Annotated in this window: 19 protein-coding genes; 10 read left to right on the top strand and 9 right to left on the bottom strand. The window is 69.5% G+C overall.

Annotation, left to right across the window (positions count from 1 at the left end; all coding sequences use genetic code 11):
• Positions 1-157 precede the first annotated feature (157 nt).
• The 5 genes from ACH4F6_RS25170 (at position 158) to trxA (ending at position 5,076) form a co-directional block, all read left to right on the top strand.
• On the top strand, positions 158-1,879 hold the full coding sequence (locus ACH4F6_RS25170) for a protein kinase family protein (RefSeq protein WP_397962568.1): 1,722 nt from the start codon (positions 158-160) through the stop codon (positions 1,877-1,879).
• Between the two features lie 33 nt (positions 1,880-1,912).
• Positions 1,913-2,653: an RNA polymerase sigma factor SigM gene (gene sigM, locus ACH4F6_RS25175; RefSeq protein ID WP_397962570.1), complete on the top strand. Its 741-nt coding sequence runs from the start codon at positions 1,913-1,915 to the stop codon at positions 2,651-2,653.
• Positions 2,650-3,567, top strand: a complete 918-nt coding sequence (locus ACH4F6_RS25180; RefSeq protein ID WP_397962571.1) for an anti-sigma factor family protein — start codon at positions 2,650-2,652, stop codon at positions 3,565-3,567. Before sigM ends, ACH4F6_RS25180 begins: the two co-directional genes overlap by 4 nt.
• A 169-nt stretch (positions 3,568-3,736) precedes the next feature.
• A complete protein-coding gene (gene trxB / locus ACH4F6_RS25185; protein WP_397962572.1) occupies positions 3,737-4,705 on the top strand; it encodes a thioredoxin-disulfide reductase in 969 nt (322 codons plus the stop codon).
• A gap of 41 nt (positions 4,706-4,746) precedes the next feature.
• Positions 4,747-5,076, top strand: a complete 330-nt coding sequence (gene trxA, locus ACH4F6_RS25190; RefSeq protein ID WP_397962573.1) for a thioredoxin — start codon at positions 4,747-4,749, stop codon at positions 5,074-5,076.
• A 125-nt stretch (positions 5,077-5,201) separates the two neighbouring features.
• Here the strand turns inward: trxA and ACH4F6_RS25195 are convergent, their stop codons facing one another.
• From ACH4F6_RS25195 to rpmH, 9 genes are all read right to left on the bottom strand, one after another.
• A complete protein-coding gene (locus ACH4F6_RS25195) occupies positions 5,202-5,819 on the bottom strand; it encodes a GNAT family N-acetyltransferase (protein WP_397962574.1) in 618 nt (205 codons plus the stop codon).
• Positions 5,820-6,142: 323 nt separating this feature from the next.
• The gene (locus ACH4F6_RS25200; RefSeq protein ID WP_397962575.1) at positions 6,143-7,240 is read right to left on the bottom strand and encodes a ParB/RepB/Spo0J family partition protein; all 1,098 of its coding nucleotides are present in this window, start codon (positions 7,238-7,240) and stop codon (positions 6,143-6,145) included.
• Positions 7,237-8,310, bottom strand: coding sequence for a ParA family protein (locus ACH4F6_RS25205; protein WP_397962645.1), 1,074 nt, complete (start codon positions 8,308-8,310; stop codon positions 7,237-7,239). The genes ACH4F6_RS25200 and ACH4F6_RS25205 overlap by 4 nt, the downstream gene beginning before the upstream one ends.
• Positions 8,311-8,576: 266 nt before the next feature.
• The gene (gene rsmG / locus ACH4F6_RS25210; RefSeq protein WP_397962576.1) at positions 8,577-9,293 is read right to left on the bottom strand and encodes a 16S rRNA (guanine(527)-N(7))-methyltransferase RsmG; all 717 of its coding nucleotides are present in this window, start codon (positions 9,291-9,293) and stop codon (positions 8,577-8,579) included.
• Between the two features lie 119 nt (positions 9,294-9,412).
• Complete coding sequence (locus ACH4F6_RS25215; protein WP_397962578.1) at positions 9,413-9,925, bottom strand: protein jag; 513 nt, start codon at positions 9,923-9,925, stop codon at positions 9,413-9,415.
• Between the two features lie 15 nt (positions 9,926-9,940).
• A complete protein-coding gene (gene yidC / locus ACH4F6_RS25220) occupies positions 9,941-11,221 on the bottom strand; it encodes a membrane protein insertase YidC (protein ID WP_397962579.1) in 1,281 nt (426 codons plus the stop codon).
• A gap of 3 nt (positions 11,222-11,224) precedes the next feature.
• Complete coding sequence (gene yidD / locus ACH4F6_RS25225) at positions 11,225-11,578, bottom strand: membrane protein insertion efficiency factor YidD (RefSeq protein ID WP_397962580.1); 354 nt, start codon at positions 11,576-11,578, stop codon at positions 11,225-11,227.
• Positions 11,575-11,946 carry a ribonuclease P protein component gene (rnpA, locus tag ACH4F6_RS25230; RefSeq protein WP_397962581.1) on the bottom strand — a complete coding sequence of 124 codons (372 nt, stop codon included), beginning with the start codon at positions 11,944-11,946 and terminating at the stop codon, positions 11,575-11,577. The genes yidD and rnpA overlap by 4 nt, the downstream gene beginning before the upstream one ends.
• Before the next feature lie 21 nt (positions 11,947-11,967).
• The gene (rpmH, locus tag ACH4F6_RS25235; RefSeq protein ID WP_003956500.1) at positions 11,968-12,105 is read right to left on the bottom strand and encodes a 50S ribosomal protein L34; all 138 of its coding nucleotides are present in this window, start codon (positions 12,103-12,105) and stop codon (positions 11,968-11,970) included.
• A 376-nt stretch (positions 12,106-12,481) separates the two neighbouring features.
• Between rpmH and dnaA the strand changes: the two genes are divergently transcribed.
• The 5 genes from dnaA (at position 12,482) to ACH4F6_RS25260 (ending at position 19,567) form a co-directional block, all read left to right on the top strand.
• A complete protein-coding gene (gene dnaA, locus ACH4F6_RS25240; protein WP_397962582.1) occupies positions 12,482-14,389 on the top strand; it encodes a chromosomal replication initiator protein DnaA in 1,908 nt (635 codons plus the stop codon).
• A gap of 1,232 nt (positions 14,390-15,621) precedes the next feature.
• A complete protein-coding gene (gene dnaN / locus ACH4F6_RS25245; protein ID WP_391645763.1) occupies positions 15,622-16,752 on the top strand; it encodes a DNA polymerase III subunit beta in 1,131 nt (376 codons plus the stop codon).
• 235 nt (positions 16,753-16,987) lie between these two features.
• Positions 16,988-17,863, top strand: coding sequence for a phosphogluconate dehydrogenase (NAD(+)-dependent, decarboxylating) (gnd, locus tag ACH4F6_RS25250; RefSeq protein WP_397962583.1), 876 nt, complete (start codon positions 16,988-16,990; stop codon positions 17,861-17,863).
• 52 nt (positions 17,864-17,915) lie between these two features.
• Positions 17,916-19,037: a DNA replication/repair protein RecF gene (gene recF / locus ACH4F6_RS25255; RefSeq protein ID WP_397962584.1), complete on the top strand. Its 1,122-nt coding sequence runs from the start codon at positions 17,916-17,918 to the stop codon at positions 19,035-19,037.
• A complete protein-coding gene (locus ACH4F6_RS25260) occupies positions 19,034-19,567 on the top strand; it encodes a DUF721 domain-containing protein (RefSeq protein ID WP_397962585.1) in 534 nt (177 codons plus the stop codon). Before recF ends, ACH4F6_RS25260 begins: the two co-directional genes overlap by 4 nt.
• The last annotated feature ends 31 nt before the right edge of the window (positions 19,568-19,598 follow it).

Below are 19,598 nucleotides of genomic sequence, written 5' to 3' on the forward strand. Positions count from 1 at the left end.
GAGGCTGCGCAGGCCCTGGATCAGGGGGTAGGCGCACAACCATCGTCCGTCGCCGCGTGTCGTGCATAGCGGCGGACTGTGGGCACAATTGGTTTCGGCGTCGGACGGCGCGCACGAGGTCGGGCGGCGCGCAATGAATGGGGAGGCAGGAACGACGGTGGCGGAACGGAGTACGGCTGCCGTCGACGTGGCAGACAACAGCGGTGACGAGCCGCTGACCGCGCAGGCGGACCAGTCCACGGCCGACGGGGTGGCCAAGAACCGGGAGCGGGACACGGACAGCGACGAGGCACAGGGGAGCGGCGGGACGGAGCGTCCTGGGAAGGCCTCGGCGCCGGAACTGCACAGCGGTCACAAGCTCGCCAGACGCTACCGTCTCGAGGACTGCGTCACCCGTCTGGACGGTTTCAGCAGCTGGCGTGCGGTCGACGAGAAACTCCGTCGTGCCGTCGGCGTCCACGTCCTGCCCGCGGACCACAGCCGGGCCCGTTCCGTGCTGGCCGCGGCGCGCTCCTCCGCGCTGCTCGGCGATCCCCGCTTCGTCCAGGTACTGGACGCCGTCGAGGAGAACGACCTCGTCTACGTCGTCCACGAGTGGCTGCCGGACGCCACCGAGCTGACGACCCTCCTCGCCTCCGGGCCGCTGGAACCGCACGACGCCTACCAGATGGTCAGCCAGGTCGCCTCCGCCATGGCCGCCGCCCACCGCGAGGGCCTCGCGCACCTGCGCCTGAACCCCAACGCCGTACTGCGCACCTCCACGGGCCAGTGGCGCATCCGCGGCCTCGCCGTGAACGCCGCGCTGCGCGGGGTCAGCTCCGACACTCCGCAGCGCGCCGACACCGAAGCGATCGGCGCGCTGCTGTACGCGGCGCTCACCCAGCGCTGGCCGTACGAGAGCGACGCATACGGCCTGTCCGGGCTGCCCAAGGACATCGGGCTCATCCCACCCGACCAGGTGCGTGCCGGCGTCCATCGCGGGTTGTCGGAGCTGACGATGCGGGCCCTCGTCAACGACGGGGCCACCGCGTCCCGGCACGAGGCCGCCTGCACCACGCCGGAGGAGCTGGTGAAGGCGATCGGGGAGATGCCCCGCATCCGCCCGCCGGAGCCGGCGTTCACCGCGCCCCCGGAGTACCAGCGGACGACGTACCAGCAGGGCACGTACGGCCGCCCCGTCGCCCACCCGGGCGCCACGCAGCCGGTGCCGGCTCCGCCTCCACCGCTGCAGAGCCGTACCGGCAGGGCGCTGAAGTGGGCCGTCTCGGCCCTCCTGATCGCGGCCCTGGGCTTGGGCAGCTGGCAGCTCGCGGACGCCCTGATGGACCAGGGTGACAAGCCCGACGACACCAACCAGACGCAGACCACCGACGGGAACGACAACAACAGCGACAAGATCAAGCCCGTCAGGCAGCTCACGATCGAGGGTGCCCAGGAGTACGTGGCCGCGGGCGACGCCCAGCATCCCGGCGACGTGGACCTGACGTACGACGGCAGCACGACGACGGGATGGCGGACCAACAGCTACGAGGACGGTCCGAAGATAGTGATCAAGCCTGGTGTCGGCATCGTCTACGACCTCGGCTCCGCCCAGGAGGTGTCGACCGCGACGCTCTCACTCCGGTACGGCGGCGATCACACCACGGTCCAGCTCTACGCAACCGACTCGCTGGATTCGTCCACCCCGCTGAGCTCCATGAGCAAGCTGGGTGAGGTGACGACGAGCGACACCTCTGCGAAGGTGGCGGTCGCCAAGCCGGCGAAGAGCCGCTACGTGCTGGTGTGGCTGACCGCGATGCCGTATTCCGGAAACGACTCCGCCAACTACAGCGGCTCCGGTTACAAGCAGGCCATCACCGACGTGAAGTTCACCGGCTGACAGCTCACCGCGGACACAGGGGGAGGGGGTCTGATGGCAGATGGCACCACACATGGCGACGCCAGCGATCAGGACCTCCTCGCCCGCCATGTGAAGGGCGACCCCGACGCCTTCGGTGAGCTCGTACGACGCCACCGCGACCGGCTCTGGGCGGTGGCCCTGCGCACTCTCGGCGACCGCGAGGAAGCCGCTGACGCGGTCCAGGACGCCCTGGTGTCCGCCTACCGCGCCGCCCACACCTTCCGCGGCCAGTCCGCCGTCACGACCTGGCTGCACCGCATCACGGTGAACGCCTGCCTGGACCGCGCCCGCAAGGTGGCCTCCCGCAGGACCTCGCCGGTCGACGACCCCGAACGCCTGGAGCAGTTGCTGGAGCCGCACGAGTCGGCTTCGGCTCCGGCCGAGCGCAACGACGTCCACCGCCAGCTGCTGGACGCGCTCGGCACGCTCCCGCCCGACCAGCGCGCCGCACTCGTGCTCGTCGACATGCAGGGATACCCCGTTGCCGAAGCCGCCCGCATGCTCGACGTGCCGGCCGGGACGGTGAAAAGCCGCTGCGCCCGGGGCAGAGCCAAGCTGCTGCCGTTGCTCACGCATCTTCGCCCGGGACACACCGAGGCCGAGGAAGAAAACGCGGAGGAAGAAACGGCCGGGGGACGGAACCGGGCGGAGGGGACATCCGTCCCACCCGCAGCGGGTCCTCATGAGGAGGGACCGTCCGGCGCCGGGACGGGCGATTCAGCTGCTGTGAAGGGCGGAGGTGGGCGAGCGTGACATCGACGACGGACACGAGCGGGCACCCGGACGTCGCGGAGATCTCCGACCTCACCGAGGGCCTGCTGCCGCCCTCTCGCAGCTCCGCCGTCCGTCAGCACCTGGAGGCGTGCGCACTCTGCGCGGACGTCCATGCGTCGCTGGAGGAGATCCGTGGTCTCCTGGGCGCGGTCTCGGGACCGCCGCGCATGCCCGACGACGTCGCCCACCGCATCGATGCCGCACTCGCCGCGGAGTCGCTGCCGAGCGCCACCGCGTCGGAAGCCACGAGCACGTCCGAGGACGGTCTGCCCGTTTCCATACCCGAGAGCGACGTCCAGCCCGCCCCGTACGTTTCACGTGAAACATCGGCAGGGACGTCCCGCCCCGCAGGCCACGCCCGTAGCGCCACCACCGGCCCGGGCCGTAAGGAACATGCTCGGGGCAGGCGACGCACGGTCGCTGCGCTGAGCACCGTCTTCGCTGTCGCCGCGCTGGGACTCGGTTCGTTCCTGGTGTCGTCACTGACGGAGGACTCGGGCTCCGGCACCTCCGCCCATCCGTCGGCGTCCACAGCCGTCGACACCTTCGCTCACAGCACCCTGGAGCAGCAGGTCACTGAACTCCTCGCCACGACCCAGGGCTCCAAGAGCCCGGGCGAGGTCGGCATTCAGGGTGAACCTGAAGGTCCCAGCACCAGGGCCTTCAGGCAGCCCACTGTTCCGCCCTGCGTCCAGAAGGGGATCGGTCAGAGCGGGACGGCCCTCGCCGTCGAACAGGGCCGGTACCAAGGGAGGGACGCTCTGCTGGTCGTGCTGCCCGACCCTTCCGACGCCACCCGTGTGAACGTCTACCTGATGGACGCCACGTGCGTCCGGCAGGGGTCGGCCGGCCCGGCCGAGCTCCTCTTGAAGGACACGTACACACAGCGCTGACGGGCAAGGCTTCGTCCGGGTCCTGCGTGGTTATCCCGTACGGTGTCCGTCCCTCCGTGTGCCCGGGCACAACGGGAATGCGCGCCCCTTAGGATCCGTTGGGTGGGGTGAGAGTTCAGAGAGGCTCCCACCGGTCGAACGACGCAGACCAGAGACGAGGAATCAAGCCGTGAGCGACGTCCGTAACGTGATCATCATCGGCTCCGGGCCCGCCGGCTACACGGCGGCGCTGTACACCGCACGCGCGTCGCTGAAGCCGCTGGTGTTCGAAGGCGCTGTCACCGCGGGCGGCGCGCTCATGAACACGACCGAGGTGGAGAACTTCCCCGGCTTCCAGGACGGCATCATGGGCCCCGAGCTCATGGACAACATGCGCGCCCAGGCCGAGCGGTTCGGCGCCGAGCTCGTTCCCGACGACATCGTCTCCGTCGACCTCTCCGGTGAGATCAAGACGGTGACGGACACCGCCGGTACCGTGCACCAGGCCAAGGCCGTCATCGTCACCACCGGCTCGCAGCACCGCAAGCTCGGCCTGCCGAACGAGGACGCGCTGTCCGGCCGCGGTGTCTCCTGGTGCGCCACCTGTGACGGCTTCTTCTTCAAGGACCAGGACATCGCCGTGATCGGTGGAGGCGACACCGCGATGGAGGAGGCCACCTTCCTCTCGCGCTTCGCCAAGTCCGTGACGATCGTCCACCGGCGGGACACCCTGCGCGCCTCCAAGGCGATGCAGGAGCGCGCCTTCGCCGACCCGAAGATCACGTTCGTCTGGGACAGCGAGGTGGCCGAGATCCAGGGTGACCAGAAGCTGGCGGGTCTGAAGCTGCGCAACCTCAAGACCGGTGAGCTCTCCGACCTGCCGGTGACGGGCCTGTTCATCGCGATCGGCCACGACCCGCGCACCGAACTCTTCAAGGGTCAGCTCGACCTGGACGAGGAGGGGTACCTGAAGGTCGCCGCCCCCTCCACCCGGACGAACGTGACCGGTGTCTTCGCTGCCGGCGACGTGGTCGACCACACCTACCGTCAGGCGATCACCGCGGCCGGGACCGGCTGTTCCGCGGCTCTGGACGCGGAGCGCTTCCTCGCTGCCCTCGCTGACGAGGAGCACGCCGAGCCCGAGAAGACCGCTGTCTGATCCCCCTACCGCCCTACCGCACCCAGTTAAAGGAGCCCGCCGTGGCCGACCTGAAGAACGTGACCGACGACTCCTTCGAGCAGGACGTCCTCAAGAACGACAAGCCCGTCCTGGTGGACTTCTGGGCCGCCTGGTGCGGACCGTGCCGCCAGATCGCTCCGTCCCTCGAGGCGATCGCCAACGAGTACGGTGACAAGATCGAGGTCGTCAAGCTCAACATCGACGAGAACCCGGGTACGGCCGCCAAGTACGGCGTCATGTCCATCCCGACCCTGAACGTCTACCAGAACGGTGAGGTCGCCAAGACCATCGTCGGCGCCAAGCCGAAGGCCGCGATCGTCCGCGACCTCGAGGACTTCATCGCCGAGTGACGTTCTGAGTCGTCGCACCGGCGGCCGATGTTTCACGTGAAACACGAAGGGCCAGCCCGAAAGGGCTGGCCCTTTCGTTTGTCCCAGGCGTATCCGAGCCCGCGCGCCCCGCATACGAGTACCGCTCACAGCGGTCGCAGCGCCGGCTCTTTCTGGACTGCTCCCAGCAACCGGTCGAGCGCCATTTCCACGTCTTCCTTCCAGGAGAGCGTGGTACGCAGCTCCAGCCGCAACCGGGGGTGAGCAGGGTGCGGGCGGACCGTCTTGAACCCCACGGCCAGCAGGTGGTCGGCCGGAAGCAGACAGGCCGGATCCTTCCAGCGGGCGTCACCGAACGCCTCGATCGCCTTGAAGCCCCGGCGCAGCAGATCCTTGGCGACCGTCTGCACCATCACCCGGCCCAGCCCTTGTCCCTGGTAACCCGGCATGATGAAGGCCGTCATCAGCTGCACCGCATCGGGTGACACCGGGCTCGTGGGGAAAGCTGTCGAGCGAGGCACATAAGCCGGCGGAGCGTAGAGCACGAAGCCGACGGGGACGTCGTCGACGTAGACGACCCGGCCGCAGGAGCCCCAGTCCAGCAGGACGCCGGAGATCCAGGCCTCCTTCTCCGCGGCGCCTGTTCCGGCTTTTACCGCGGCCTCGCCGCTGACGGGATCCAGTTCCCAGAAGACGCACGAGCGACAGCGCTGGGGAAGGTCCTGAAGGTTGTCCAACGTGAGCGGTACGAGCCGACGCCCCATGAAGGCTGTTCCTCGCTTCCTGCGCCCGCCGCGCCGCGAGCGGCTGTCAGAGCGTTCCGTTCCCTGAGCAGGCTGCCGACGAACCCTCCGACCGCGCCCAGTCCCAGTCCCGCGCTCACCAGTCCCGTTCGGCTCATCGTCCGCATGGCCCCCGCCTCCCCCTCAGAGGTGCTGCCCGGTGGATGCGCCATACCCCCACGCATCGTATCCACGATGCGATTCCCTCGATACTGCGGGAAAGCAAAGAGCGAGCCGTGTTCCGGTATACACCGGACACGGCTCGCTCCAGCGATCGGCGGACGAAAGCTCGGAAGCCGGACGGCTCAGCCTTCCGTTTCCGCACCCTCCCCTTCGACCAGGCCCTTCTGAAGGACCGGCCCCTCACCGGGGGCGAGGGTGTCGAGGATGCGCTCAAGGTCCTCCATGGAGGCGAACTCGACGGTGATCTTGCCCTTCTTCTGGCCCAGGTCGACCTTCACCCGCGTCTCGAAGCGGTCCGAGAGGCGGGTGGCGAGGTCGGTGAGCGCCGGGGAGACAGGGCCACCGGCGCGGGGTCCCTTGGAACGCTGAGGCGTCTGCGGGCGGGAGCCCATGAGGGTGACGATCTCCTCGACCGCCCGCACCGAGAGTCCCTCGGCCACGATCCGGTGGGCCAGTCGATCCTGCTCCTCCGAGTCCTCGACCGAGAGCAGGGCCCGGGCGTGACCGGCGGAGAGCACCCCGGCAGCGACCCGACGCTGAACCGCCGGCGAGAGCTTCAGCAGACGCAGCGTGTTGGAGACCTGCGGGCGCGAGCGACCGATGCGGTCCGCCAGCTGGTCGTGGGTGCAGTTGAAGTCCTTCAGCAGCTGGTCGTAGGCGGCTGCCTCTTCCAGCGGGTTCAGCTGAGCCCTGTGGAGGTTCTCCAGGAGGGCGTCCAGAAGAAGCTTCTCGTCCTCCGTGGCCCGCACGATCGCGGGGATCGCCTCCAGGCCCGCCTCACGGCAGGCCCGCCAGCGCCGCTCACCCATGATGAGCTCATAGCGCCCGGGGCCCAGCTGCCGTACCACGACCGGCTGGAGGAGACCGACTTCCTTGATGGAGGTGATCAGCTCGTGGAGGGCATCCTCGTCAAAGACCTCACGCGGTTGGCGCGGGTTCGGCGTGATGGCGTCGAGGGGAATCTCTGCGAAGTGAGCACCCAGGGGAGGCGCAGGCGTCTCCGGAGCACCGGTCGCCGACGATTCCTCGGTTTCACGTGAAACAGGCAGCGTCGTCACCTTGGCCGCCGCCACTCCACGGTCGGTCGTCAGCAGCGGGACCGCTGCGGGGGACGCCGACGTGCCACCTCCCACCGCAGCCGCAGCCGGCGCCTTCTCGGTCGGGGCAGCAGGGATCAGCGCGCCCAGACCACGGCCCAGCCCCCTTCGTCGCTCACTCACTGGATCCCCTCCACCATGCTCGGATTGTTCTGGGCGCCGATATGGGCGTGGGTGGCGTCATAGCCGACTCCGACGCCCTTCAGCGCGATCTCTCGGGCAGCCTCAAGATAGGAGAGGGCACCACTCGATCCAGGATCGTAAGTCAGCACCGTCTGCCCGTAGCTCGGCGCCTCGGAGATGCGGACCGAGCGGGGAATGCTCGTCCGCAGCACCTCGTCACCGAAGTGGGTGCGCACCTCTTCCGCGACCTGCGACGCGAGGCGCGTACGGCCGTCGTACATGGTGAGCAGGATGGTCGACACATGCAGCGTGGGGTTGAGGTGCCCCCGTACCAGGTCGACATTGCGCAGCAGCTGGCCCAGCCCTTCCAGCGCGTAGTACTCGCACTGGATCGGGATGAGGACCTCCTGACCTGCCACCAACGCGTTGACCGTCAAGAGGCCCAGCGAGGGCGGGCAGTCGATGAGGATGTAGTCCAGCGGCTGCTCGTACGCCTGGATCGCTCGCTGCAGTCGGCTCTCACGTGCCACCAGGGACACCAGCTCGATCTCCGCACCGGCGAGATCGATCGTGGCCGGAGCGCAGAAGAGACCCTCGACATCAGGGACCGGCTGGACGACTTCCGCGAGCGGACGGCTCTCGACCAACACGTCGTAGATGGACGGCACCTCGGCGTGATGGTCGATCCCGAGGGCGGTGGACGCGTTGCCCTGTGGGTCGAGATCGATCACCAGGACACGACCACCGTGCAGGGCCAGGGAAGCGGCAAGGTTGACGGTCGTCGTCGTCTTGCCCACGCCCCCCTTCTGGTTGGCGACCACGATGACGCGGGTCTGCTCGGGCCGTGGCAGACCTTCGCCGGCGCGGCCCAGCGCCTCCACCGCCAGTTGGGCAGCACGACCGATCGGTGTGTCGTCCATCGGGGGCGGTGTTTCACGTGAAACATCCTCCCCCATCGACTCGGTACGGGGACCGGGGACCGGATCGGTCATCGGTCCCGCGATGTTGGCGTCGGACCGCAAGGATTCACTCTCCTCGACTTCAGGCTCGCAATGAACAGAGCCTCCCATGTCTTCGGGGTCGTGAACCAGTGAGGTCTGGTCTTCTGTGGAGAAATCCACCTCTGTGGACAACTCCGGTCCCTTGTCGAGTGAGCCGAGAGGCTTCCGGTCGCGGGGTTCGGCAGCGGCGCGGCCCCGGCTGATGATGCCGTGGAGCAGTGAGCGACGTTTCACGTGAAACACGATGCACAGCGCCCGGGGCCGAACTCTCGCGACACTCCGTCATGCGCGGGTGGGGCAGCTTGTGTGGAGTACGGGTGTTCTCCAGGGTCGGGTCAGCGCCGGCGGCGCGTACGCCCCGTCCGGGCCGCCTTGGCCCGTTTGGCCGCGAACCTCACACCACCGGGGCTCTCCCCGACCTCGACCCGCACGACCGTGGAGAGCGGATCGACGATGCCTTCGCCGACGTGCAGGATCGAGGTGCCGACCGCGCCGAGCTTGGTGAGTGCGGTGGCCGCGCTCTTCAGCTCCTCCTCCGCGGCGTCCCCCTTCAGCGCCAGCATTTCCCCGTAGGGGCGCAGCAGCGGGATGCCCCAGGTGGCCAGACGGTCCAGCGGCGCCACCGCCCGGGCGGTCACCACATGGACCGGCGGCAGCTTGCCCATGACTTCCTCGGCGCGACCGCGCACGACGGTCACGTGATCCAGGCCCAGCAGCTCGACGACCTCGGTGAGGAAGTTGGTGCGTCGCAGAAGCGGCTCGAGCAGGGTGATCTTCAGGTCGTCACGGACGAGCGCCAGGGGAATCCCGGGCAGACCGGCGCCTGAGCCGACGTCGCACACGGTCACGTCCTCGGGTACTGCCTCCGAGAGCACCGCGCAGTTCAGCAGGTGCCGCTCCCAGAGGCGGGGCACCTCCCGGGGGCCGATGAGCCCGCGCTGCACACCTGCCTCGGCGAGGAGTTCGGCGTACCGGACCGCATCAGCGAAGCGATCGCCGAATACCTCGCGTGCCTGCTCGGGCGCAGGGGGGAGCTCCGCTGCCTCCGTCACGGGGACCGTCCTTCCGTACCGCATCGGCGCACTCGGCGCCGGCCACCAGAACTATCAGGCTGACAAAGACCGGCCCCGCCTGCGCAACAGACGGGGCCGGAGGGACGTGCGTACCGAACTCAGTCGGGGAGCACGACGACGAAGCGCTGCGGCTCCTCGCCCTCGGACTCACTGCGCAGGCCGGCCGCCTTGACCGCGTCGTGGACGACCTTGCGCTCGAAGGGCGTCATCGGCTTCAGCCGCACCGGCTCACCGCTGTTCTTCGCGTCGGCCGCGGCCTTGGCACCCAGCTCGGAGAGCTCGGTGCGCTTCGTCGCGCGGTACCCGGCGATGTCCAGCATCAGTCGGCTGCGGTCGCCGGTCTCCCGGTGCACGGCCAGGCGCGTCAGCTCCTGCAGCGCCTCCAGCACCTCGCCGTCCCGGCCGACCAGCTTCTGCAGGTCACGGCTGCCCGTGTCGCTGATGATCGACACGGAGGCGCGGTCGGCCTCGACGTCCATGTCGATGTCGCCGTCGAGATCGGCGATGTCCAGCAGACCCTCGAGGTAGTCCGCCGCGATCTCGCCCTCCTGCTCCAGGCGGGTCAGGGTGTCTGCACCCTCGGCGGCGGCGGGGGTGGTGCCTTCCGTCACGGGATGGGCTCCTTCTTACTTCTTGGACGGGGACTTGGGGCGCTGCGGGCCGCCCTTGCGCTGACCGGACTGGGCCCTGCTGCGGCCGCTGCTGGAGCCAGTGGAGCCGGGCTTCGGCTTGGCGGCACCCGTGGGCTTGGCGTCCTGCGGCTCGTCGGACTTGCTCAGCGAGGTGGTGGGGGCCTCGCCGGCCGCCTTCGGCCCTCCGGACTGCCGCTGGGACTTGCTCTGGCGCTTGGGCTGCTGGCGCTTGGCCGCGGCCGCGGTGGTGGGCGTGCCGTCCTCGGTCAGGGTGGCGGCCTGGGCCTCGCCCTTCACGACGGTGCCGTCGGCCTGGGCCACGAGGCCCGCCTTGCCCAGCCCGTTGATGAACTTGCGCTCGAACTCGTTGCGGTCACGGCCCTTGGCCACGATGGCCTTGACGATGGCCTTCTCACCGCGACCGCGCGTCTTGCCGTGGTGCTCGACGCGCTTGTGCAGGCGCTCCAGGTAGGCGGCCTGAGCCTTGGAACCCGGGGTCGGGTTGTTGTGGATGACGTACATCTGCTGGCCCATGGTCCACACGTTCGTGGTCAGCCAGTAGACGAGGACACCGACCGGGAAGTTGATGCCGAAGACGGCGAACATGATGGGGAAGACGTACATCAGCATCTTCTGCTGCTGCATGAACGGCGTCTTCACCGTGGTGTCGACGTTCTTCGTCATCAGCTGGCGCTGCGTGTAGAACTGCGAGGCCGACATCAGGACGATCATGACCGCGGTCACGATGCGGACGGTGGTCAGCGAGGCGTCGAGCGCCGCGACGTCAGCGGAGCTGTCGGTGAACTTCGCCGCCAGCGGCGCCCCGAAGATGTGCGCCTTCTGGGCACTCTCCAGCAGGCTCTGGTTGATGACGCCGATGGTGTCGTTGTTCGCGATGCTGTTGAGCACGTGGTACAGCGCGAAGAAGAACGGCGACTGCGCCAGGATGGGAAGGCACGAGGAGAGCGGGTTGGTGCCCGTCTCCTTGTACAGCTTCATCATCTCTTCGGACTGGCGCTGACGGTCGTTCTTGTAGCGCTCCTGGATCTTCTTCATCTCCGGCTGGAGCGTCTGCATCGCCCGCGTCGCCTTGATCTGCTTCACGAAGAGCGGGATCAGACAGATACGGATCAGAATCACCAGGGACACGATGGACAGGCCCCAGGCCCACCCGGTGTCAGGGCCGAAGATGGCCCCGTACACCTTGTGGAACTGGACGATGACCCAGGAGACGGGTGTCGTGATGAAGCTGAAGAGGCTGGCAATCGTGTCCACTAATCATGCTCCTTGGGCATGGGACGAAGTCTCTGCGGCCGGGCTCGAAGAAACATTCTCTTCGGTGGCCGTTTCGGCGGCGGAGGTCCCGCCCCTGCGTGCACGCCAGGCGTCGCGCAGCATTTCGTGCCACCGCGGTCGCTTCCGCGGCGGGACATGGTCCACACCCCCCAGCGACCAAGGGTTGCACCGCAGGATGCGCCAGGCGGTGAGGGCCGTTCCCTTGATCGCGCCGTGCCGGTCGATGGCCGTGTAGCCGTAGTGGGAGCACGACGGGTAGTACTTGCACACGGGCCCGAGCAGCGGACTGATCGTCCACTGGTAGATCTTGATCAGGGCCAGCAGCGGGTACTTCATCGCGCGCCCCCTCCCAGCAGCCGTTGTACGGCGGCATCAAGGTCTTGGGCCAGCTGTGCGTGGTCGACGTCGCCCGCACCGGGCAGCGCTCGTACGACTACCAGGCTACCGGGGGGGAAGAGGGCGACTCGATCGCGCATCAGATGACGCAGTCTGCGCTTCACCGTGTTGCGCACGACCGCTCCCCCCACGGCCTTGCTCACGACGAAACCCGCACGCGTCGGGGGAGCGCTCTCCCCAGGCGCGTGCGGGTCCGTGGCACCGCTTCGAAGGTGGACGACGAGAGTCGGGCGTCCGGCCCGACGGCCTCGCCGTACCGCGGTCGCGAAGTCCTCGCGCCGCCTCAGCCGGTTCTCGGTGGGCAGCACGACGGCATGACCTGACCGGGATCAGGCGGACAGACGGGCGCGACCCTTGCTACGGCGGGACGCGAGAATCGCGCGGCCGGCACGGGTGCGCATACGCAGCCGGAAGCCGTGGGTCTTCGCGCGACGACGGTTGTTCGGCTGGAAGGTGCGCTTGCTCACTCGGGGGCTCCAGTAATCAAATCGGTGGTGGCGGGTGCCGTCCTGGCTGTCACCGTGCGCCCACGAGTAGCTCGCGTCAACGCCCGAGTGCACCGCTTCCCGATCACCTGACGCGATCTGTGCCCATCGGAGGCAGGCGGCAGCAGCCATCGACAACTCGACCTGGTTACGGTACGCGGGGCTACGCCATCCGGTCAAACCGGCGGCTACTGAGGAACACTGTCCACAGCCTGGGGACAACAACTTGAACCGTAGCCGCCGCGCTGACTACCGTGGCTGAACTCCGATTCGTTCCTTTGTCCCTCGCCCGACCCGATGTGAACCCCGACCCGTCCCACCGTCACACCTTCGTGGGACCTGTGAGAGAGCGTGCCCTGTGGCTGACGTACCTGCCGATCTTGCCGCAGTGTGGCCACGCGTACTGGAGCAGCTCCTCGGAGAGGGCCGCGGACAGGGCGTCGAGGCGAAGGACGAGCACTGGATCCGCCGCTGCCAGCCGCTGGCGCTGGTCGCCGACACGGCCCTGCTCGCCGTGCCGAACGAGTTCGCGAAGGGTGTGCTGGAGGGCCGTCTGGCCCCGATCGTCAGCGAGACGCTGAGCCGCGAGTGCGGCCGTCCGATCCGTATCGCGATCACCGTCGACGAGACCGCCGGCGAGCCTCCGGCCCCGCCGGCGCCCCCCGCCCAGCCCCGGTACGAGGAACCGGAGCTCCCCGCCGGCGGCCCGTACGACAGCACGTACGACAGGCCTTACGACGGCCAGTACGACGGTTACGGCCGCCACCGCGCCGAGCAGCCGCCGGGGCCCTCCGGCGACCAGGGGCCGCACCAGGACCCGTTGCCGACCGCCCGCCCCGCGTACCCCTCGGAGTACCAGCGTCCCGAGCCCGGCGCCTGGCCGCGGTCCGCGCAGGACGATTACGGCTGGCAGCAGCAGCGTCTCGGCTTCCCCGAGCGCGACCCCTACGCCTCGCCGCCGCAGGACGCCTACGGCTCGCCCCCGCAGGACTACCGTCCGCAGGCGATGGAACGGCCGCCTTACGAGCCGTCGTCGTACGAGCAGAAGCGCCCCGACTACGAGCCGTCGCGCCCCGACTACGACCAGCGGGACTCCGGCCGGCGTGAGCTGCCCGAGCCCTCGGTCGGCGGGCGCCCGCACCGCGGCGGGCCGACCGGTCCCGCCCAGCCCGGCGTCGGCGGGCCCGGTCCCACATCCGCGCAGCCCGCGCCGGCCGGGGGCCCCGGTGAGCCGACCGCGCGGCTGAACCCGAAGTACCTCTTCGACACGTTCGTCATCGGCGCGTCCAACCGCTTCGCGCACGCGGCGGCGGTCGCCGTCGCGGAGGCGCCCGCGAAGGCGTACAACCCCCTCTTCATCTACGGGGAGTCGGGGCTCGGCAAGACGCACCTGCTGCACGCCATCGGGCACTACGCGCGGAGCCTCTACCCGGGCACGCGCGTGCGGTACGTGAGCTCGGAGGAGTTCACGAACGAGTTCATCAACTCAATCCGTGACGGCAAGGGCGACAGCTTCCGCAAGCGCTACCGCGAGATGGACATCCTGCTCGTCGACGACATCCAGTTCCTGGCGGACAAGGAGTCGACGCAGGAGGAGTTCTTCCACACCTTCAACACGCTCCACAACGCGAACAAGCAGATCGTCCTGTCCAGCGACCGGCCGCCGAAGCAGCTGGTCACGCTGGAGGACCGGCTGCGGAACCGTTTCGAGTGGGGTCTGATCACCGACGTCCAGCCGCCGGAGCTGGAGACGCGTATCGCGATCCTCCGCAAGAAGGCGGTCCAGGAGCAGCTGAACGCTCCGCCGGAGGTGCTGGAGTTCATCGCCTCGCGGATCTCGCGCAACATCCGCGAGCTGGAGGGCGCGCTGATCCGGGTGACGGCGTTCGCGTCCCTCAACCGGCAGCCGGTGGACCTGGGACTGACGGAGATCGTCCTGAAGGACCTCATCCCCGGCGGCGAGGACTCGGCGCCCGAGATCACGTCGACGGCGATCATGAGCGCCACGGCGGACTACTTCGGGCTGACCGTGGAGGACCTGTGCGGCACCTCACGCGGCCGGGCCCTCGTCACCGCCCGCCAGATCGCCATGTACCTGTGCCGTGAGCTGACCGACCTCTCGCTGCCGAAGATCGGCGCGCTGTTCGGCGGCCGCGACCACACCACGGTGATGCACGCCGACCGCAAGATCCGCAACCTGATGGCCGAGCGGCGCTCCATCTACAACCAGGTGACGGAGCTGACCAACCGCATCAAGGCCGGCTGACGGAGCCGCACGCACCCTCGAGGGCGCCCCGAGAGCAGATCCCGGGGCGCCCTCTTCGTGCCGCGGGACCACCCGCGGCGCGGACACGCCTCCCCCGCACCGGCCCGGCGCACCGTCCCCGCCCCGCCGAGGACCCCCGCCCGGTCCACCGGGCTCCTCCGAGCAGTCGCCACAGACCACCACGCGACGACACCGCGACGGACAGCCGACACCGCGACGGGCTCCCTCAAGCCCTGCGACGGACCGCCTCAGACACCGCCGACGACTGCCTCAGGCACCCCCGGAGGACGAGCTCGCGCCCCCCGGAGGACGAGCTCGCGCGCCCGCATGACGGCCCCACGCCCTCGGAGGGGCGCTCCGCCACCCCCTGAAGAGGCCGTCCGACGCCCCCGAACCGGCCGCCGCGTCGTCCGCCACGTCGTCCGCCCGCCACCCCGTCTGTCGTCCGCCATTCGATTCCCCGCCGGGTTACGGCCGCTCTCCACAGATTCGGTGACTTTTTCCCCTCCACAGCCTGGGGACCGCGGAGTTGTCCAGACGGTTTCCACAGGGGGCCCTGTCGCAGGATCATCAGGGCAGGTCAACCGGCTGTGGATCCGTGGACAGAGGATCTCCACAGGGTGTGGACAACGAGACCGTCCACACCCTGTGCACGAAGTTGTCCACCGGCGGCCCACAGGCTCGAGCCCGTTGTCCCCAGAGAGAAGCGGCTTCTCCACATGCCTGTCCACTGTTCGGCAAGCAGAAGCGCCTCCTCACCGCGTCGAGTGAAAGGCGTCACACGAGGTTGCCTGATTGGGCTGTGGGAAAGACGGGTAAAGCTGGGGACGGAGCTGGGGAGAAGTGGCCCCTGCCTGTGCACGGGGTGTGCAGAACTTTCCGTTCTCCACAGACGACCCCGGTTGTCCACCGTCTCCGCCCACAGGGCCCGTGGACAAAATCTCGCTGCTGAGCTGCGAAAACGAAGTTATCCACGGTATCCACAGGCCCTACTACTACTCCCGACCATAGAGAGCTCGGAATCCGTTTCGAAGAGGGTCCTGTGCACAACTCGCCCCTCGCTGCCCGGCTGCCCCTCGTCACGACTTGACCCCGAGAGGCACCTACTGTCAGTGCTGTGCGTCAGACTGGTCCTCGGTGGTCCTTGCCCCTCGTAGGGGCCGACGACACCGAGACAGACGACGAAGGCCAGGCAGGGCGAGAAGCGCCGGCAACAGCAGGAGGCGGCAAGAGTGAAGATCCGGGTGGAACGCGACGTACTCGCGGAGGCAGTGGCCTGGGCGGCGCGCAGCCTCCCGGCCCGTCCGCCGGCGCCTGTCCTCGCCGGCCTCCTGCTGAAGGCCGAGGACGGCGCCCTCAGCCTCTCCAGCTTCGACTACGAGGTCTCGGCGCGCGTGTCGGTGGAGGCCGAGGTCGAGGAGGAGGGCACGGTCCTCGTCTCCGGCCGCCTGCTCGCGGACATCTGCCGCGCCCTCCCCAACCGGCCGGTGGAGATTTCCACAGACGGTGTACGGGCGACGGTGGTCTGCGGCTCGTCCCGCTTCACCCTCCACACGCTGCCTGTGGAGGAGTACCCGTCGCTGCCGCAGATGCCGAACGCCACGGGCACGGTCCCCGGTGAGGTCTTCGCCTCCGCGGCCGCCCAGGTCGCCATCGCGGCCGGCCGCGACGACACGCTGCCCGTCCTGACCGGTGTGCGCATCGAGATCGAGGGCGACACCGTCACGCTGGCCTCCACCGACCGCTACCGCTTCGCGGTCCGCGAGTTCCTGTGGAAGCCGGAGAACCCGGACGCCTCCGCCGTCGCCCTGGTGCCCGCCAAGACGCTCCTGGACACCGCCAAGGCGCTGACCAGCGGTGACAGTGTCACCCTCGCGCTCTCCGGCTCGGGTGCGGGCGAGGGCCTGATCGGTTTCGAGGGCGCCGGCCGGCGGACCACGACGCGTCTGCTGGAGGGCGACCTCCCGAAGTACCGCACGCTGTTCCCGACGGAGTTCAACAGCATCGCCGTCATCGAGACCGCCCCCTTCGTGGAGGCCGTCAAGCGCGTGGCCCTGGTCGCCGAGCGCAACACCCCGGTGCGGCTGAGCTTCGAGCAGGGCGTGCTCATCCTGGAGGCCGGCTCCAGCGACGACGCACAGGCTGTGGAAAGGGTCGACGCCCAGCTCGAGGGCGACGACATCTCCATCGCCTTCAACCCGACCTTCCTGCTGGACGGTCTGAGCGCCATCGACTCCCCGGTCGCCCAGCTGTCCTTCACGACGTCCACGAAGCCCGCGCTGCTCAGCGGCAAGCCGGCGGTGGACGCCGAGGCGGACGAGGCCTACAAGTACCTGATCATGCCGGTGCGGCTGAGCGGCTGAGCGATCCCGGACGGTCGGCTCGGCCGCAGCCCCCGGCGAGCGGCCGGACCGTCCGACGTCGTCCACAGGTCGTGGACGCGCGGCTCCGGCCTGTGGGCACAGCCGCAGGGGACCGCGCCGAGGGGCCGTACGTCTGAGCGCGTACGCCCACAGCTGTGCGTGAGGGTCCGGGTTTAGGCTCGGACACGGGTACGAAGGTGCCCCGCACGCCACACAGCGACCTAAGGAACAACTGATGGAGCTCGGTCTCGTCGGCCTCGGCAAGATGGGCGGCAACATGCGCGAGCGGATCCGCCGCGCGGGCCACACCGTCGTCGGATACGACCGCAACCCGGACCTCGCCGATGTCCACAGCCTCGAAGAACTCGTGGGCAAGCTCGAGGGCCCGCGCGTGGTGTGGGTGATGGTCCCGGCCGGCGCCGCCACCCAGTCGACGATCGACGAGCTGGCCCGGCTCCTCGAGCCGGGCGACGTCGTCGTGGACGGCGGCAACTCCCGCTGGACCGACGACGAGAAGCACGCCGAGGAGCTCGCGGCCAAGGGCATAGGCTTCGTCGACTGCGGGGTCTCCGGCGGTGTCTGGGGCCTGGAGAACGGCTACGCGCTGATGTACGGCGGCGACGCGGAGAACGTCGCCAAGGTGCAGCCGGTCTTCGACGCGCTCAAGCCCGAGGGCGACTTCGGCTCGGTGCACGCCGGCAAGGTCGGCGCCGGCCACTTCGCCAAGATGGTCCACAACGGCATCGAGTACGCCATGATGCAGGCCTACGCCGAGGGCTGGGAGCTGCTGGAGAAGGTCGACTCCGTCACGGACGTCCGCGAGGTGTTCCGCTCCTGGCAGGAGGGCACGGTCATCCGGTCCTGGCTGCTCGACCTGGCGGTCAACGCCCTCGACGAGGACGAGCACCTGGACAAGCTGCGCGGCTACGCCCAGGACTCCGGCGAGGGCCGCTGGACCGTGGAGGCCGCCATCGACAACGCGGTACCGCTTCCGGCGATCACCGCGTCCCTGTTCGCGCGGTTCGCCTCCCGCCAGGAGGACTCGCCGCAGATGAAGATGATCGCGGCGCTGCGCAACCAGTTCGGCGGCCACGCGGTCGAGAAGAAGTAGTCCACAGGACCGCCCGGCGGTCCGCCACGCCCGGGAGGTCGGCGAAACGACCATGCACGTCACGCATCTGTCGCTGGCCGACTTCCGCTCCTACGCCCGGGTCGAAGTCCCGCTCGACCCGGGCGTCACGGCCTTCGTCGGCCCGAACGGACAGGGCAAGACCAACCTCGTCGAGGCCGTCGGCTACCTCGCCACCCTCGGCAGCCACCGCGTCGCCTCCGACGCCCCCCTGGTCCGCATGGGCGCCGACCGCGCCGTCATCCGGGCGCAGGTCCGTCAGGGCGACCGGCAGCAGCTGGTCGAGCTGGAGCTGAACCCGGGAAAGGCCAACCGCGCCCGTATCAACAGGTCCTCCCAGGTCAGGCCCCGGGACGTGCTGGGGATCGTGCGGACCGTGCTGTTCGCCCCGGAGGACCTCGCCCTGGTGAAGGGCGACCCGGGTGAGCGCCGGCGCTTCCTGGACGAGCTGATCACCGCCCGCTCCCCGCGCATGGCCGGGGTGCGCTCCGACTACGAGCGCGTGCTCAAGCAGCGCAACACCCTGCTGAAGTCGGCCGCGCTGGCCCGTCGCCACGGCGGCCGTTCCCTGGACCTGTCCACGCTGGACGTGTGGGACCAGCACCTCGCGCGCGTGGGCGCCGAACTGCTCGCCCAGCGGCTCGACCTGGTGGCCGCCGTCCAGCCGCTCGCCGACAAGGCGTACGAACAGCTGGCCCCCGGCGGCGGCCCCCTCGCCCTGGAGTACAAGCCGTCGGCGCCGGGCGAGGCGCACACGCGCGAGCACCTCTACGAGCAGCTGATGGCCGCGCTCGCCGACGTCCGCAAGCAGGAGATCGAACGGGGCGTCACCCTCGTCGGCCCGCACCGGGACGATCTGGTGCTCAAACTCGGTCAGCTGCCCGCCAAGGGGTACGCCTCCCACGGCGAGTCCTGGTCCTACGCGCTGGCGCTGCGGCTGGCCTCCTACGACCTGCTGCGGGCCGAGGGCAACGAGCCGGTGCTCGTCCTCGACGACGTCTTCGCCGAGCTGGACGCCCGTCGGCGGGAGCGGCTGGCGGAGCTGGTCGCGCCCGGTGAGCAGGTGCTGGTGACGGCCGCGGTCGACGACGACGTACCGCATGTGCTCGTGGGAGCGCGGTACGCGGTGTCGGACGGGACGGTGGAACGCGTATGACCGATCAGGACCCGAAGAAGAAGGCTCCCGAGCCCTCAGGCGTGGACCTCGCGCGCGTGGCGCTCAGGGCGGCGCGCGAACAGGCACGCGCGCGCGGGGACGCGGCGCAGCAGAAGCGGCAGGCCCGGCGCGGGGGCGGCCTGCGCTCCGGCGCGCGGGCGGACGGCCGCGATCCGATGGCGCTCGGCGCCGCGATCAACCGGCTGCTCACCGAGCGCGGCTGGGAGGCGCCGGCCGCGGTGGGCGGGGTGATGGGCCGCTGGCCGCAGATCGTCGGCGAGGACGTGGCCAAGCACTGCGTGCCGGAGCGGTACGACGAGGACGAGCGCGTCCTGGTCGTCCGCTGCGACTCCACGGCCTGGGCGACGAACCTGCGGTTGCTGGCGCCGACGCTGGTCGCCCGTCTCAACGAGGACCTGGGGCAGGGCCGGGTGCGGCAGATCCGGGTGCAGGGCCCCGGTGGTCCCGCCCGCCGTTACGGCCCCCTGAGGGCCCCCGGGAGCACGGGTCCCGGCGACACCTACGGGTGATGTATGTCACGTGTGCGACGGCCGGGGCGGG

The sequence above is a fragment of the Streptomyces sp. NPDC017936 genome (genome assembly GCF_044328485.1).
Classification (GTDB): domain Bacteria; phylum Actinomycetota; class Actinomycetes; order Streptomycetales; family Streptomycetaceae; genus Streptomyces.